This window comes from Xanthomonas sp. 4461, assembly GCF_024806475.1.
Lineage (GTDB): Bacteria > Pseudomonadota > Gammaproteobacteria > Xanthomonadales > Xanthomonadaceae > Xanthomonas > Xanthomonas arboricola_F.
In genome coordinates this window covers 1-15,628 of sequence record NZ_JANTYV010000002.1, presented here as the reverse complement: position 1 = coordinate 15,628, position 15,628 = coordinate 1, and the positions used below count along the sequence as shown (strand labels likewise).

The window sequence follows — 15,628 nt, the reverse complement described above, 5'->3', positions numbered from 1 at the left end:
GCACGGTGTGTCCAGGTCGATCTGCCGGCTTGAGTACGATCGGAGAAGTACGTATCATGCGTGCATACTTTCTGGAGCATGCTCATGGAAGCCACCGTTGCCGAACGCGGACAGATCACGCTGCCCAAGGCCGTGCGCGATGCCCTGGGCCTGACCAAGGGCACCACTCTCAAGATCGAACTCGATGGTGGGCGCATCATCTTGCGTAAAGATGTCAGCGAAGCGCTGCGCAAGGTGCGCGGCAAGTTCAGGCTGGTCGATGGCCTGACCAGCACCGACGAGGCCATGCGCGCCATTCGCGGCCGCGCGCCGGGGGATCCGTTCGACCCATGATCGCCCTGGATTCCTCCGTGCTGCTGGACATCCTCATCGGTGACCCGGTGTATGGCGAGGTGTCGGAAATCTGCATTGGCGATGCACTGGCGCGCGACGAGGTGGTGGTCTGCGATGCGGTGGTCGCCGAAGTGCTGGCCATGCTCGACACCCAGGTCGACCTGATGGAAACCCTGGCTTCGATCGGGGTGCGTTACGAAGCCACCCAGGAAGCGGCGGCGGTACGCGCCGGCCATATGAACAAGCGCTTCCGCGCACGCGGCGGCAAGCGCGAGCGGGTGGTGGCGGATTTTCTGATCGGCGCCCACGCGATGCTCCAGTGCGACGGGTTGATCACCCGCGACGAGGGCTTCTTTCGCGACTACTTCAAGGGTTTGAAGATCACCGTCCCCAAGCCCGTTGCCTGATCCACGTCTTCTGATCCACGCCTGACCTTTACACATTCACTGCTGTCCTTTTTGGAGAACCCGCATGTTGGAAGCCTATCGCCACCACGTTGCAGAGCGCGCCGCGCTCGGTATCCCGCCGCTGCCGCTGACCGCGCAGCAGACCGCCGAGGTCATCGAGCTGCTGAAGGCTCCGCCGGCGGGCGAAGAACAATTCCTGGTCGAGCTGCTGAGCCAGCGCGTGCCGGCTGGCGTCGACGACGCCGCCAAGGTCAAGGCCTCGTACCTGGCCGCAGTGGCGTTCGGCACCGAAAAGACCGCGCTGATCAGCCCCACGCGTGCGACCGAGCTGCTTGGCACCATGCTGGGCGGCTACAACATCCAGCCGCTGATCGACCTGCTCGACAACGCCGAGCTGGGCGCCACTGCCGCCGAGGCGCTCAAGCACACCTTGCTGGTGTTCGACGCCTTCCACGACGTGCAGGAAAAGGCCGAAGCCGGCAACGCGCATGCCAAGGCCGTGCTGCACAGCTGGGCCGAGGCCGAGTGGTTCACCAGCAAGCCGGAAGTGCCGCAGAGCATGACCGTCACCGTGTTCAAGGTGCCGGGCGAGACCAACACCGACGACCTGTCGCCGGCCCCGGATGCGACCACTCGCCCGGACATCCCGCTGCACGCGCTGGCGATGCTGAAGAACGCCCGTGAGGGTGCGGCCTTCGTGCCGGAAGAAGATGGCAAGCGCGGCCCGATCCAGGCCATCGCCGATCTCAAGGCCAAGGGCCACCTGGTCGCCTATGTGGGCGACGTGGTCGGTACCGGTTCCTCGCGCAAGTCGGCGACCAACTCGGTGCTGTGGTGGACCGGCGAGGACATTCCGTTCATCCCGAACAAGCGCTTCGGCGGCGTGTGCCTGGGCAGCAAGATCGCCCCGATCTTCTACAACACGATGGAAGATGCCGGCGCGTTGCCGATCGAGCTGGACGTGTCGCAGATGGAGCACGGCGATGTGGTCGAGCTGCGTCCGTACGACGGCAAGGCGCTGAAGAACGGGCAGGTGATCGCCGAGTTCGCGATGAAGTCGGATGTGCTGTTCGACGAAGTGCGCGCCGGTGGCCGCATTCCGTTGATCGTCGGCCGCGGCCTGACCGCCAAGGCGCGCGAGTTCCTGGGCCTGCCGGCCTCGGACCTGTTCCGCCTGCCGATGGACCCGCCGGACACCGGCAAGGGCTTCTCGCTGGCGCAGAAGATGGTCGGCCGCGCCTGCGGCTTGCCGGAAGGCCAGGGCATGCGCCCGGGCACCTATTGCGAGCCGAAGATGACCTCGGTGGGCTCGCAGGACACCACCGGCCCGATGACCCGCGACGAGTTGAAGGACCTGGCCTGCCTGGGCTTCTCGGCCGACCTGGTGATGCAGTCGTTCTGCCACACCGCGGCCTACCCGAAGCCGGTCGACGTCAAGACCCACCACACCTTGCCGGAGTTCATCTCCACCCGTGGCGGTGTGTCGCTGCGTCCGGGCGATGGCGTGATCCACAGCTGGCTCAATCGCATGCTGCTGCCCGACACCGTCGGTACCGGTGGCGACTCGCACACGCGTTTCCCGATCGGCATTTCGTTCCCGGCCGGCTCCGGCCTGGTGGCCTTCGCCGCCGCCACCGGCGTGATGCCGCTGGACATGCCCGAGAGCGTGCTGGTGCGCTTCAAGGGTGAGATGCAGCCGGGCGTGACCTTGCGTGACCTGGTCAATGCGATCCCGCTGTACGCAATCAAGGACGGTCTGCTGACCGTGGCCAAGCAGGGCAAGAAGAACATCTTCTCCGGCCGCATCCTGGAGATCGAAGGCCTGCCGAACCTGAAGGTGGAGCAGGCGTTCGAGCTGTCCGACGCCTCGGCCGAGCGTTCGGCGGCCGGTTGCACCGTGCACCTGGACAAGGCGCCGATCATCGAATACCTGACCAGCAACATCACCCTGCTGCGCTGGATGATTGCCGAAGGCTATGCCGATGCGCGCACGCTGGGCCGCCGCATCAAGAAGATGGAAGAGTGGCTGGCCGATCCGCAGCTGCTGCAGCCCGATGCCGACGCCGAGTACGCGGCGGTCATCGAGATCGACCTGGCCGACATCCATGAGCCGATCGTGGCATGCCCGAACGACCCGGACGACGTCAAGACGCTGTCCGAGGTTGCCGGTGCGGCGATCGACGAAGTGTTCATCGGTTCGTGCATGACCAACATCGGTCACTTCCGTGCTGCCGCCAAGCTGCTGGAAGGCAAGCGCGACATCCCGACCCGCTTGTGGGTCGCGCCGCCGACCAAGATGGACGCCTCCGAGCTGACCAAGGAAGGCCATTACGGCACCTTCGGCGCGGCCGGCGCGCGTATGGAAATGCCCGGCTGCTCGCTGTGCATGGGCAACCAGGCACAGGCACGCGAGGGTGCCACGGTGTTCTCCACCTCCACGCGTAACTTCCCCAACCGTCTGGGCCGCAACACCAACGTGTACCTGGGTTCGGCAGAACTGGCCGCGATCTGCTCGCGTCTGGGTCGCATCCCGACCAAGGACGAGTACATGGCCGATGTGGGCGTGATCAAGACCAGTGGCGACCAGATCTACCGCTACATGAACTTCGATCAGATCCAGGAATATCAGGACGTGGCGGATACCGTCGCGGCCTGATCCGGCAGGCAACTGACTGGTAGGACGAAATGCCCGGCACTGCCGGGCATTTCGCTTTTCGAGCGATGACTTCGAGTTGTCGTCACGATGGCGGGCGTTAAAGCAAATACCAGCTGACTGGCATGGCGCATTGCAACAAAAATCTGAAGTGGAGGGGTCTAGAGTCCGCCGCTTCCCACTCACGTTCGATGCCGATGCCCTCTTGCACGATCGCAGGTCACACACTCCACTACACGCAGCACGGTCAAGGGTTTCCGATTCTGCTCGGCCACAGCTACCTGTGGGACGCAGCGATGTGGGAGCCGCAGATCCAGGCGCTTTCGCAGCACTACCAGGTGATTGTTCCGGAGCTGTGGGGGCACGGGCAATCGGGCGCATTGCCGCAAGGCACCCAGGCAATCGATGATCTTGCCCGGCAGATGCTTGGCCTGCTGGACGCACTGGAGCTGCCGCAGTGTGCGGTGGTGGGCCTGTCGGTGGGTGGCATGTGGGGCGCCGAGCTCGCCCTGATGGCGCCGAAGCGCGTGCGTAGCCTGGTGTTGATGGACACCTTCCTGGGCGCGGAGCCGCAGGCCACGCGTACGCGCTACTTTGGAATGCTGGATGCGATCGAGGTGGCGGGGCAGGTAACGCCTGCGCTGATCGACGCGATCGTGCCGATCTTCTTCCGTCCCGGCATCGATCTGACCTCGGCGTTGCCGGCTGCGTTTGCGCAGCGCCTGGCAGCGATGACGGCCGAGCAGCTGCGCACCTCCATCGTACCGTTGGGGCGGCTGATCTTCGGGCGTGCGGATCGCCTGGAGGCGATGTCTGCGCTGGATCCGGCCAATACCTTCCTGCTCGGTGGCGACGCAGATGTTGCGCGGCCGCCGGAAGAGTTGTGGATGATGGCCGAGGCGATCTGCTGCGATTACGAGCTGGTGCCCGATGCCGGGCATATCGCATCGCTGGAGAATCCGGCCTTCGTCAACGCGCAGTTGCTGGGTTGGTTGAAGCGGACGGTGGGTGCGACCGGGGTGGAGCTGAGGCGTGCGGGATGAGGGCAATGGCCTCGGCTGACGTGGAATGAGGTATGTGGTTTCTTCTCAACTCCTGCCTTCTTTACTGACAGGAGAGGGGCTTGAAGCGCTGTAGTTGCCGCGACGATATTTCCTTCTCCCATTGGGAGAAGGTGCCCGAAGGGCGGATGAGGGGACGTGCGCTGCAGGATGTGTGGGTGGCCATACCCTCACCTCAACCCCTCTCCCGCAGTAGAGGGCTCGAAGCGCTCCCCGCAGGGGGAGGGCGCATTATTTGCCACGCGATGGACTTTCCTTCCTGGCTGGAAAGGAGCTCCCAGCTGTGGTCGTTCGGCAGTTGCGTTGTCAGGGTTGCGCGCCCAGCCAGGCTTCCAGTGCCGGGGCCGGGAGGGGCCGCGAGAACAGGTAGCCCTGCAGGACTTCGCAGCCCAGGTCGGCCAGGAACAGACGCTGGGCTTCGTTTTCGACGCCCTCGGCGACGACGTGCTTGCGCAGGTGCTCGCCGATGCGCAGCACCGAGGTGGTGAGGGCGCGCGCGTCTTCGCTGTGTTCGATATCGCGGACGAAGCTCATGTCCAGTTTGAGCTCGTCGATCGGCAGGCGATGCAGATGGCTCAGGCTGGAATAGCCGGTGCCGAAGTCGTCCAGCGATAACGAGATGCCGGCTTCGCGGATGGCGTGCAGGTTTTCCAGCACGCCCGGCTGGCCGGACAGCATTACGCTTTCGGTCAGTTCCAGGGTCAGGTCGGAGGCTTGCACGCCGGTGTCGGCGATCAACCGAAGCAGGTCGGGAAGCATGCGCGGGCTTTCGAAGCCGCTGGCCGACAGATTGACCGATACGCGCGTGACCGGCACGCCGCGCAGACGCCAGTCGGCCACCTGCTCGCAGGCCCGTCGCAGCACCCAGGCGTTGAGCTGCGGCATCATGCCTTGCTCTTCGGCGACAGGCAGAAACCGTGCCGGCGAAATCGCGCCCAGTTGCGGATGATTCCAGCGCAGCAACGCTTCCACGCCATACAGCGCGTGCGGTGCTGCGCTATGCATTTGCGGCTGGTAGTGCAGCTGCAGTTGGTCGCGGCCGATGGCCTGACGCAGCTCCGCTTCCAGCGCCACGCGCTCCTGCGCCATGCGATTCATGTCGGAGCTGAAGAAACGGAAGCGTCCGCCGCCTTCCTTCTTGGCGCGATTCATCGCCAGATCGGCGTGCCGCAGCAGGATGTTGATGTCGCGTCCGTCTTCGGGAAACATCGCCACGCCGATGCTGGCCGACGGATGCACGGTCATGTGGCCCACCGACAGCGGGCCGGCGATGCTGCCCAGCAGGCGCTCGGCCGCGGCGCTGGCCTGTTCGGCGCTGCATTGCGGCAGGGCCAGTGCGAACTCGTCGCCGGCCACGCGTGCCAGCATGGCGGTGGCGGTGAGCTGTTCGCCGATGCGCAGCGCGATGTCGCGCAGCAGGCCGTCGCCGGCAGAATGGCCCTGGCTGTCGTTGATCAGCTTGAAGCGGTCGATGTTGATGAACATCAGCGCGGCCGGTTCGGCGGCGTATTCGGCCTGGGTCAGCGCCTGCTCGGCGCGCGCGCTGAACATGATGCGGTTGGGCAGGCCGGTCAGCGCGTCGTAGAACGCGAGTTGATGCACGCGCTGACGGATCTGCTCGCGCTCCAGCGCCAGCGTGCACAGCTGCTGGCATAGCTCGGTCAGCCGCACATGCCAGGCGTCGGCACGCTGGGGTTTGCGGTAATACAGCGCAAAGGTGCCAAGCACGCGCGAGCTGTTGGAGCGGATCGGCGTGCTCCAGCACGCGCGCAGACCCATCGGGATGAGCAGCTCGCGGTAGGGGGCGAACAGCGGGTCGGTGGCGATGTCTTCCACCATCACCGCACGGCCACGCCAGGCAGCGGTGCCGCAGGCACCTGCACCGGGCGCGATCTTCAGGCCGTTGACGGCATCGGCGTATTCGGGCGGCAGGCCGGGTGCGGCCAGCGAGTGCAGGCAGCCCTGGTTGTCGGCGCTCATGACCGTGGCCAACACTTCCGGTGCGATGCGTTCGACCTCGCTGCAGATCAGGGTCATCACCTCGATCAGCGGGCGCTCCTGCACCAGCGCTTCCAGCACGCGGTGCTGCAGCACCTCGTGCATCTTGGTGTCGGTGATGTCGGTCAGTACCGCCACGTAATGCGATGGGTTATGCCGGGCGTCGTAGATCGGGTTGAAGTTGAGCGAGATCCACAACGGCGAGCCGTCCTTGCGATAGACCAGCAGGTCGGCACGGGTCTGCTGCAGGGCATCGGCGCGATCGCGGATGCGCGCAACCTCGCTCTGGTCGCTCTGCGCGCGGGTCAACACATCCGACGGGCGCTGGCCGACCAGTTCGGCTTCGGTGTAGCCGAACATGCGCTGGAAGCCATCGTTGGCGTACAGCAGGCGCGATTGCAGATCGCAGATGAGGATGGCGCTGCTGCTGCCATCCAGCGCTTCGGCCAGCAGGCGCGAACGGCGGTCGTCGGGCGCTTCGCCGGGCTTGGCCATGCCGGCGGTGAGCGGGCCGGGCCTGACCGGCCCGGCCGTGCGCGCATCCTGGAATGCGCTGACCGACGAAGTGTCGCCGACCAGGTCCGCCGTCGCCCACGCATCCGTCGCCGTGCTCGGGACGGGGTCCGGCGCACCGGTGTGCTGCGGCGGATCGGTCGGATGCGGGGGCGGGACGCGCATGGGCGATCAGCGCGCCTGTGCCGACAAGGCGATCAGGCGTTCGGCGACGCGGTCCAGCGGCACCACTTCCTGGGCGGCACCCAGCTTGTAGGCGGCGCCGGGCATGCCCCAGACCACGCTGCTGGCCTCGTCCTGCACCAGCGTGGGCGCGCCGGCCTGCAGCATTTCCAGCAGGCCGCGCGCACCGTCGTCGCCCATGCCGGTGAGGATGGCGCCGACCGCGTTCGGGCCGGCGTTGGCGGCAACCGAGCGGAACAGCACGTCTACCGCCGGCTTGTGGCGGTTGACCGGCGGGCCGTCGTCGATGCGGCAACGCCAGCGGGCGCCGTCGCGGATGATGCGCAGGTGCTGGCCGCCTGGCGGCAGGTAGGCGTGGCCGGGCAGGATCGCTTCGCCGTCGCTGGCCTCGCGCACCGACATCGCCGAATGGCGATTGAGGCGTTCCGCAAAGGCGGTGCTGAAGCTGGCCGGCAGATGCTGGGTCATCACCACCGCCGGCGCATCGGCCGGCATGTGTTCGAGTACCACGCGCAGCGCTTCGGTGCCGCCGGCAGACGCGCCGATGGCGATCAGGCGGTCGGTGGTGCGGAAGCGCAGCGCGCTGCCGGGCACCGGTGCCGATTGCATGTCCAGGGTGACCTTGGGCGTGCTGGGGCGATGCAGCGCGCTGACCTTGGCCTTGGCGGCCATCTTGACCTTGCTGACGATTTCTTCGGCATAGCCTTCCAGCCCGCGTGCGACGTCGATCTTGGGCTTGGACACGAAGTCCACCGCACCCAGCGACAAGGCCTGCAAGGTGGTGTCGGCGCCGCGCTCGGTGAGCGAGGAGATCATCACCACCGGCGTGGGCCGCAGGCGCATGAGGTTTTCCAGAAACACCAGCCCGTCCATGCGCGGCATTTCCACGTCCAGCGTGATCACGTCCGGGTTGAGGCGTTTGATCTTTTCGCGTGCCAGGATCGGGTCGGCGGCCGAGCCGATGACTTCGATGCCGGGATCGCGGGCGAGGATTTCGGTGAGCATCTGGCGGACGACCGCCGAGTCGTCGACGATCAGGACACGAACGGGAGTTTCCAGCGTCATTCGAACAACTCCACTCCACCGGTGACCGGTGCTTTGGACAGACGGGCGCGCACGGCCGATTCTGCGGCGGCGACTTCGGCTTCGTGCGCGTGCGGCAAACGCTGCACGACCACCCGGCCGGTCGTCGGGAAGAACCACACCTTGCGCGGATGGATGCCGCACAGATCTTCGGCAATGATGGGAATGTGCTCGGCCTGCAGGTACTGGCGCACGAATTCGGCGTTGCGGGTGCCGACCGGGTTGCTGGTGAAGCCCTTGAGCACGTTGGCGCCGCCGAAGACCTTGGCCTCGATGCGTTTGCGATGCGCGCCGCGCTTGAGCATGTCGTTGATCAGCAACTCCATCGCATAACTGCCATAGCGCGCCGGTGCACCGTCGCCGACCTGACCTTCGGGCAGCAGGAAGTGATTCATGCCGCCGATCTTGAGCACCGGGTCGCGCAAGCAGGCCGCAACGCACGATCCCAAGGTGGTCGTCAACGCGGTGTCGTCGTCCACCACCAGATACTGGGTAGGCAGCAGTTTGGCGGTGATGGTCTGGAACCGCGAATCGCGGTAGCGCATCACGTCGTCGACTTGCACGGCGGTACTCATGCAGATGCTCCCGAACGCGGTGCGCGCCGATACAGCGTGCGTCCGCACGGCTGGATCAGGTCGGCCGCGTGCAGGTAATTCTCCGAATGCCCGGTGTAGAGCAGACCGTCGTCGCCCATGTGGCTGACCAGACGCGACAGGATGCCGCGCTGGGTCGGTTTGTCGAAATAGATCATCACGTTGCGGCAGAACAGCGCCGCGTAGGGGCCGCCGACGTCGTAACGCGGTGCCAGCAGGTTCAACTGGCGGTATTCGATGAGCTGGCGCAGCGCCGGGATCACCCGGCACTTGCCCTCGTTGGGGCCACTGCCGCGCTGGAAGTACTTGCGCTTGATCGCCGCATCCAGGGACGCGACGCGGTCGATGGCGTAGACGCCGCGCGAGGCGGTTTCCAGCACCTGGGTGTCGACGTCGGTGGCCACGATGCTCACCGGCGGGGTCAGCGTGCCGAAGGCTTCGCAGGCGGTGATGGCGATGGAGTAGGGCTCCTCGCCGGTGGAAGCGGCGCACGACCAGATCTTCAGTGGTGCCTGCGAAGCGCGCTTTTGCAGCTCTTCGCGCAGTTTGTCGAAGTGGTGCGGCTCGCGGAAGAACGAGGTCAGGTTGGTGGTCAGTGCGTTGGTGAACGCCTGCCATTCCTCTTCGTCGTTGCCGGCTTCCAGCTGGTCCAGATAGTCGCGGAACGAGCGCAGCCCGAGCACGCGCAGGCGGCGCGACAGGCGGCCGTACACCATGTCGCGCTTGGCCGGCGCCAGCGAGATGCCGACGCGCTGGTAAATCAGGTCGCAAACGCGCTTGAAGTCGCGGTCGCCGAAGTCGAATTCGCGCGTGTCTGAAGCGGGAGTCGTAGTCGTCATATCCATACACGTCGTGAGCTATCACTGGATATCGGCCATGTAGCGGTGCAACTGAAGCGCCAATCCGTCGATCGCCAAGGTTGGGCTCGGTGTCGCATCGACGATGCGGTGTGGCGGCGTGCAGGGACCAGGCGCCGGGATGAAGACTGCCTGTCGTTGCGAGAGGCAGAAACGCAACGCCCCGGCATTGCCGGGGCGTTGCGGGCGACAGCGGTGACTTCTTAGAACTCTTGCCAGTTACCGTCGGCCAGTGCGGCCTGTGGCTTGGCAGTGCGCGCTGGCGCTGCAGCTGCACGCACGGCCGGCTTGGCCGCGGTCTTGACCGCAACCGGACGCGAGGCCACCGGGCGGACACGTGCTTGCGCAACCGCGGCCGACTCGTCCAACTTGAACACCGACACCGCTTCGGCCAGGTGACCGGCCTGCTCTTCCATCGAGCGGGCGGCGGCGGTAGCTTCTTCCACCAGCGCGGCGTTCTGCTGGGTGGTTTCGTCCATCTGGGTGATGGTCTGGTTGACCTGTTCGATGCCGGCCGACTGCTCCTGCGAGGCGGCAGAGATCTCGCCCATGATGTCGGTCACGCGCTGCACGCTGGCCACGATCTCGGCCATGGTCGCGCCAGCCTTGCGCACCAGCGCCGAGCCTTCGGCCACCTTGTGCACGGAGTCGTCGATCAGTCCCTTGATCTCCTTGGCCGCACCGGCCGAGCGCTGTGCCAGGGTGCGCACTTCCGAGGCCACCACGGCAAAGCCGCGGCCCTGTTCGCCGGCACGTGCCGCTTCCACCGCGGCGTTCAGCGCCAGGATGTTGGTCTGGAACGCAATGCCATCGATGACCGAGATGATGTCTGCGATCTTCTTGGACGAGGCTTCGATGCCGGACATGGTGGTAACCACCTGCGACACCACTTCGCCGCCCTGCGATGCCACACCGGTTGCGCCGATGGCCAGTTGATTGGCCTGACGTGCGCTTTCGGCGTTCTGCTTGACGGTGGAGGTGAGCTCCTCCATCGAGGCGGCGGTTTCTTCCAGGTTGGCGGCCTGCTGTTCGGTGCGGTGCGACAGGTCGCTATTGCCCGAGGCGATTTCGCCGGCCGCCGAGTTGATGGCGGTGGAGGAGACCTTGATGCGCCCGACGATGTCGGCCAGCTGCTCGGCGGTGGCATTGGCATCGTCACGCATCTGCGCGAACACGCCACTGAACTGCCCGTGCATGCGCACGGTCAGATCGCCGCGCGACAGTGCGGACAACAACGCGGAGATCTGCTCCAGGCTGCCGGCGTTGGCATCCAGCAAGCCGTTGAGCTGCTGCGCCAGCTGCAGGAAGAAGCCCTGCTTGCCGTCGGTTTCGACGCGGCCGCTCATGTCGCCGCTGGCAGCGGCACGCACGATGCGGGCGACTTCTTCTTCGACCTGGACTTCGATGGTGCGGTCGCGCCATTCGCAGACTTCGCCGGTGGTCTCGCCTTGCTCGTTCTTGATGCCGGTGACGGTCTGCGCCAGCACGACTTCGCCGAAGCGCTCTTCGAAGCTGGTGACGCCGTCGCGTTCCAGCGCAGCGATGGCCTTGCGCACGGTCGCATCCGACAGGCCCAGGTAGCTGATGTGCTGGCCGATGACCTTGCCCGCATCGAACTCGGGCGATGCCAGTCGGATGCTGCTTTCGTACTGCGTCACGATCTTCTTGAAGGCGTCGTTGGCGTAGATCATCACGCGATCTGGATCGGTGATGAAAGTGCCGGTCGAAGACTTGTCCAGCGCGGTACGGATGCGCAGGTTCTCGTCGGCGATCTTCTGGTCGCGTTCGATGCGCTCCTTCAGGTCGCGCTGCATGCGCTGCATGGAGCGCATCAGCTCACCCACTTCGTCCTGGCCCTGCACGTTGATCTGACCATCCAGCTTGCCGCCGGCGATCTCGGTGGCGGTGGTGACCGCGCCGCGCATGCTCTTGACGATGGAACGGGCGAACAGGAACGCCAGCCCGAGGCCGCCGGCGATGCCGATCAGCAACACCATCACGGTCAGCGAGACGGAGGTGGCGTGGACCTTTTCGGCCTTGGTCTTGGCGGCCTGCGCCAGCAGGTTGTCTTCGGCGATCAATGCAGCCAGCGAATCCTTGGCCTTGTTGTGCAGGGTGCGGGTCTCGCCGACAAAGGTGTCGATGGCATCGTCGGGAAGATTGAGCTCGATCATTTCGTCGACGCTGGCGTACGAAGCCGAAGCCTTCTTCCAGTCGGCCACGAACACGTCGAACAGCTTCTTCTGTTGCGGGCTTTCGATCAGACGGGGGTAGCCCTTGATCGTCGCCTCGATTTCGCCATGCAGCCGCTTGGCGCGGACCTTGGCTTCCTGCTTGACCGCATCGCTGGCGCGTACCAGATTTTGATAAGACGCATTCCGGTATTCGCCGAGCATGCCGCGCAGATCGCCGGCTTCGCGCACGCTGGACATGGTGTTGCCGGCCAGGTCGCGGGTAACGTTGTTGAGCGATGCCAGGCCCGAGTACGCGATGATTCCCTGCACCAGCATGATCAGCAGCACGATGCCGAACGCCAGCATCAGCCGCGGCATCAATTTCAGATTATTGATCCATTGCATTGACACGATTCCCCCGTAGAAGTCAGTCCGCATAATCCAGACAGCACATCGCCACGCATGGGCGTGGCGATGTGCGATGCGATTACTTGATGGTGGCGAGCTTCAGGCTGGCCGGCGAGCTGACTTCGATTTCGGCGCGCGAGCTGTCGCGCTGGATCTTGCCGAGGACGCAGACGTCCTTGCCTTCCAGGGTTTCCGGGGCAAAGCTGAACTTGCCGCGGTTGGCGCCGTCGATACGGGCCGAGAAGGTGTGGCGCGGGAACATGCCGCCCATGTACAGGAAGGTGGGCTCACCCTCCGAGCTCTGCGCGTACTTGGCCTTTTCGACCTTGCCGCAGACCATGCCGTCCTTGCCGACGAAGCGGGTGGCCATCTCCGGCGGAATCATTTCCTGCGACTGGGCCGACAGCGTGGGAGCAACGATCACGAGAGCAGCGACGGGGAGGAGCGAGAGCAGGAACTTCATTGGGGATTCTCCAGAATCGAAAGTCGAACGGTGACCCGCTTATGAACGCGGGCTTCTATTCAGCTATCGGCTAGCTGGGGTTCAACTTGAATCCAAAAAACGTGAATTGCATCGCACTTCGATTTAGCGGTGCGTCGCGTGTCGGGAAGCTCCCGACACCGGATGGTGGTATGCGCTTAGGGCATAAATCATTGCGGCCGTCAGATGGCTGCCGGAGATGCAAGCGCGGCGATGCATACCTGTTGCATCGCCGCGCTTGCCGATCACCGCATCCCTCTGACGACCGCAGGTCGCCGCACGCAACCACCCTGAATCAGGCAGCTTCTTCAGTCAGCTGCTGACCCAGCTCGGTGCTGTCCAGCAAGGTCTCGATATCCAGCAGGATCAGCATGCGATCGTCCTGGGTGCCGATGCCCGAGATGAAGCGGGTGTCGACCGAGGCACCGAATTCGGGGGTGGGGCGGATCTGGTCGTCGTTGAGCGGGATCACGTCCGAGACGCTGTCCACCACGATGCCGACCACGCGGTCTTCGACGTTGAGCACGATCATCACGGTGAAGGCGTCGTAGCGCGCTTCTTTCAGGCGCAGCTTCAGGCGCAGGTCGATCACCGGCACGATGGTGCCGCGCAGGTTGATCACACCCTTGATGTAGTCGGGCGCGTCGGGCAGGCGGGTGACCGAGTCGTAGCCGCGGATTTCCTGCACTTTCAGGATGTCCACGCCGTAGTGCTCTTCGCCCAGGGCGAAGCTGAGGAATTCACCACCGGTGCCGGTGGCAGTGCTTTTGTCGTTCATGAAAACTCCGGGCGTTTCGGCTGAGTGTCAGGTTGCGGCACGAGGTTGAAAGGGCTGCCATAGCAACATCGGCGCGGTGCTGCGCAACTTTAGGTGCGTGGCTGCCGCAGTGCGGTCGGGTTCAGAACACGCCGCTCTTGCGCGCATTGCGCTGGCGGTCGACCCGGAAGATGTAGCGCTGGATGGTTTCGTCGGCGCCACGCGGCAGGTCGCTGAATTGCATGCCCACGCGGAAGCCTTCGCTGCCGTTGGGCAGGGTCTGCTTGTGCTGGCTGCAGACGGTGAGCGGCAGCGAAATCGGCGCGGTGTCAGGCAGCTGCAGGGTGCAGTTGCGGTAGGTGTGCTGCGGCTCCAGCAAGGGCATGCCGGCAGTGAGCGAGACCGCCAGCCCGCCGCTGCTGATGTCGATCACGCGCAGCTGCAGGTTGAGATTGCCGCCCTGGGCTTCGTCCTGGCGGATGATGCAGACCGGCGAGTCGGTGATCGGCGTTTCCAGCCGGTACGACTCGCGGCGCTGCATGTGGTACATCGCCTCGGGCAGGTCGGCGCGGAAGGCGACATGGATGTCGCGTTCGATGCGCTCGGCCTTTTCCAGCCGAAAGCGCACATTGACCCGCTCCAGCTGCGCATAGCAGAGCAAATACTTGGCATCTTCGATGGCGCGGTTGGAGGTGTCGTTGTGGCTGCCGTCCAGAATCACGCAGCCGTCGTCTTCGTCCACCTCCAGCACGGCGGTGGGGACGGCCATGTCGCGACCGGCCACGTGCATGGTCACCACGGCGCGTTGATCGAGCAGTTGACGCAGCAAACCACGGATCTGCCGCTTGTTGCGCAGCAGATAGCGTTCGTCACCTTCGGCAAGGTGATCGGCGTCGTGGTCCAGCTCGGAGGTATCGCCTTGGGACATGGGCACAAGCACAGTGGTAGCGGGAAGACGCCCGGAGGGTTGTCCCGGCGTCGCCTTGATATCGGCGGCAAACCCAAATCTTTAAGTGCCGCTGACAAAACCCGTCTGCCTATCGCTGGGAGGGCGGTCGTGATGGGCAGTGGGCAGAGCATTCGACGGAGCAATCACCAAGCTTCTGGCGCGATCTCTTCGTTCTTCGGCAAGCATGATGCAGTCAGGGGCAGTGGGCAGGCTTTCAATGAAGCGACCTGCAAACTTTCTGGCGCGGTGTCCTCGCCGATTGCGGGACCGTCGGCGGCATGGATGCCGCCATCTAGCCCCCATGGACGGGTTCACGGTGTATCCCGCGAGCGGCGAGGGCACCGCGCCCTCACCGCTGCGCCTTTGCTGCAGGGCCCTTGCCCGCCCACCATCGCAGGACACGCTGCAAGTACGTCCTTGTAAGCTCCGTGGCGGCATCCATGCTGCCAAGGGTCCCGCGACGGTGGGCGGGCAAGGACCAGTCGAGTTGATCGGTGCCCAGGGTTTCAGCACAGCAGCCAGCAACCCTCGAAACCGCACGACGCGGTAGTTCGTTCTTCAACGAAACCACCAGCCAACTGTCTGGTGCGGCATCCTCGCCGACTGCGGGACCGTTGGCGGCATGGATGCCGCCATCGAGCCCCCATGGACGGGTTAACGGCGTGTCCCGCGAGCGGCGAGGGCACCGCGCCCTCATCGCTGCGACTTTACTGCAGGGCCCTTGCCCGCCCACCATCGCGGGACACGCTGCAAGAACGTCCCTGTAAGCTCCGTGGCGGCATCCATGCCGCCAAGGGTCCCGCGACGGTGGGCGGGCAAGGACCGGTCATGATGGTCGGTGTGCATGGTTGCGAGCAGTGAATGACCTGCGCTGTTTCGATAACGGCGCGTCCGATCGGCATCTCGATGCAGTCAGGGCAGTGAGCAGGCTTTCAACGAAGCGACCTGCAAACTGTCTGGTGCGGTGTCCTCGCCGATTGCGGGACCGTTGGCGGCATGGATGCCGCCATCGAGCCCCCATGGACGGGTTCACGGCGTGTCCCGCGAGCGGCGAGGGCACCGCGCCCTCATCGCTGCGCCTTTGCTGCAGGGCCCTTGCCCGCCCACCATCGCGGGACACGCTGCAAGTACGTCCCTGTAAGCTCCGTGGCGGCATCCATGCCGCCAAGGGTCCCGCG

Annotated in this window: 12 protein-coding genes; 4 read left to right on the top strand and 8 right to left on the bottom strand. The window is 65.1% G+C overall.

The genetic code is table 11. From position 1 onward, the window contains the following. Positions 1–84 precede the first annotated feature (84 nt). The 4 genes from FHY19_RS07870 (at position 85) to FHY19_RS07855 (ending at position 4,436) form a co-directional block, all read left to right on the top strand. Entirely contained in the window at positions 85–333 is a 249-nt protein-coding gene (locus tag FHY19_RS07870; RefSeq protein WP_104535509.1) for an AbrB/MazE/SpoVT family DNA-binding domain-containing protein, read from the top strand. Beyond that, the gene (locus FHY19_RS07865; RefSeq protein ID WP_011259444.1) at positions 330–740 is read left to right on the top strand and encodes a type II toxin-antitoxin system VapC family toxin; all 411 of its coding nucleotides are present in this window, start codon (positions 330–332) and stop codon (positions 738–740) included. The genes FHY19_RS07870 and FHY19_RS07865 overlap by 4 nt, the downstream gene beginning before the upstream one ends. A gap of 64 nt (positions 741–804) precedes the next feature. Further along, positions 805–3,396 (top strand): bifunctional aconitate hydratase 2/2-methylisocitrate dehydratase, encoded by a 2,592-nt coding sequence (gene acnB / locus FHY19_RS07860; RefSeq protein ID WP_259164140.1) that lies wholly within the window; start codon positions 805–807, stop codon positions 3,394–3,396. Positions 3,397–3,590: 194 nt separating this feature from the next. Next, the gene (locus tag FHY19_RS07855; protein ID WP_259164134.1) at positions 3,591–4,436 is read left to right on the top strand and encodes an alpha/beta fold hydrolase; all 846 of its coding nucleotides are present in this window, start codon (positions 3,591–3,593) and stop codon (positions 4,434–4,436) included. Positions 4,437–4,760: 324 nt separating this feature from the next. Here FHY19_RS07855 and FHY19_RS07850 read toward each other — a convergent pair whose 3' ends face one another. From FHY19_RS07850 to FHY19_RS07815, 8 genes are all read right to left on the bottom strand, one after another. Continuing rightward, positions 4,761–7,130, bottom strand: coding sequence for an EAL domain-containing protein (locus tag FHY19_RS07850; protein ID WP_259164127.1), 2,370 nt, complete (start codon positions 7,128–7,130; stop codon positions 4,761–4,763). A 6-nt stretch (positions 7,131–7,136) separates the two neighbouring features. Beyond that, positions 7,137–8,213, bottom strand: coding sequence for a chemotaxis response regulator protein-glutamate methylesterase (locus tag FHY19_RS07845; RefSeq protein WP_259159885.1), 1,077 nt, complete (start codon positions 8,211–8,213; stop codon positions 7,137–7,139). Further along, positions 8,210–8,806: a chemoreceptor glutamine deamidase CheD gene (cheD, locus tag FHY19_RS07840; RefSeq protein WP_024937701.1), complete on the bottom strand. Its 597-nt coding sequence runs from the start codon at positions 8,804–8,806 to the stop codon at positions 8,210–8,212. The genes FHY19_RS07845 and cheD overlap by 4 nt, the downstream gene beginning before the upstream one ends. After that, on the bottom strand, positions 8,803–9,669 hold the full coding sequence (locus tag FHY19_RS07835; RefSeq protein ID WP_259159895.1) for a CheR family methyltransferase: 867 nt from the start codon (positions 9,667–9,669) through the stop codon (positions 8,803–8,805). The genes cheD and FHY19_RS07835 overlap by 4 nt, the downstream gene beginning before the upstream one ends. Before the next feature lie 215 nt (positions 9,670–9,884). Then, positions 9,885–12,260, bottom strand: coding sequence for a methyl-accepting chemotaxis protein (locus tag FHY19_RS07830; RefSeq protein WP_259164118.1), 2,376 nt, complete (start codon positions 12,258–12,260; stop codon positions 9,885–9,887). 82 nt (positions 12,261–12,342) lie between these two features. Beyond that, a complete protein-coding gene (locus FHY19_RS07825; RefSeq protein ID WP_003486337.1) occupies positions 12,343–12,726 on the bottom strand; it encodes a hypothetical protein in 384 nt (127 codons plus the stop codon). A gap of 313 nt (positions 12,727–13,039) precedes the next feature. After that, positions 13,040–13,522 (bottom strand): chemotaxis protein CheW, encoded by a 483-nt coding sequence (locus FHY19_RS07820; protein ID WP_046962576.1) that lies wholly within the window; start codon positions 13,520–13,522, stop codon positions 13,040–13,042. Positions 13,523–13,643: 121 nt separating this feature from the next. Beyond that, the gene (locus FHY19_RS07815) at positions 13,644–14,429 is read right to left on the bottom strand and encodes a flagellar brake protein (RefSeq protein ID WP_259164109.1); all 786 of its coding nucleotides are present in this window, start codon (positions 14,427–14,429) and stop codon (positions 13,644–13,646) included. Positions 14,430–15,628 lie beyond the last annotated feature (1,199 nt).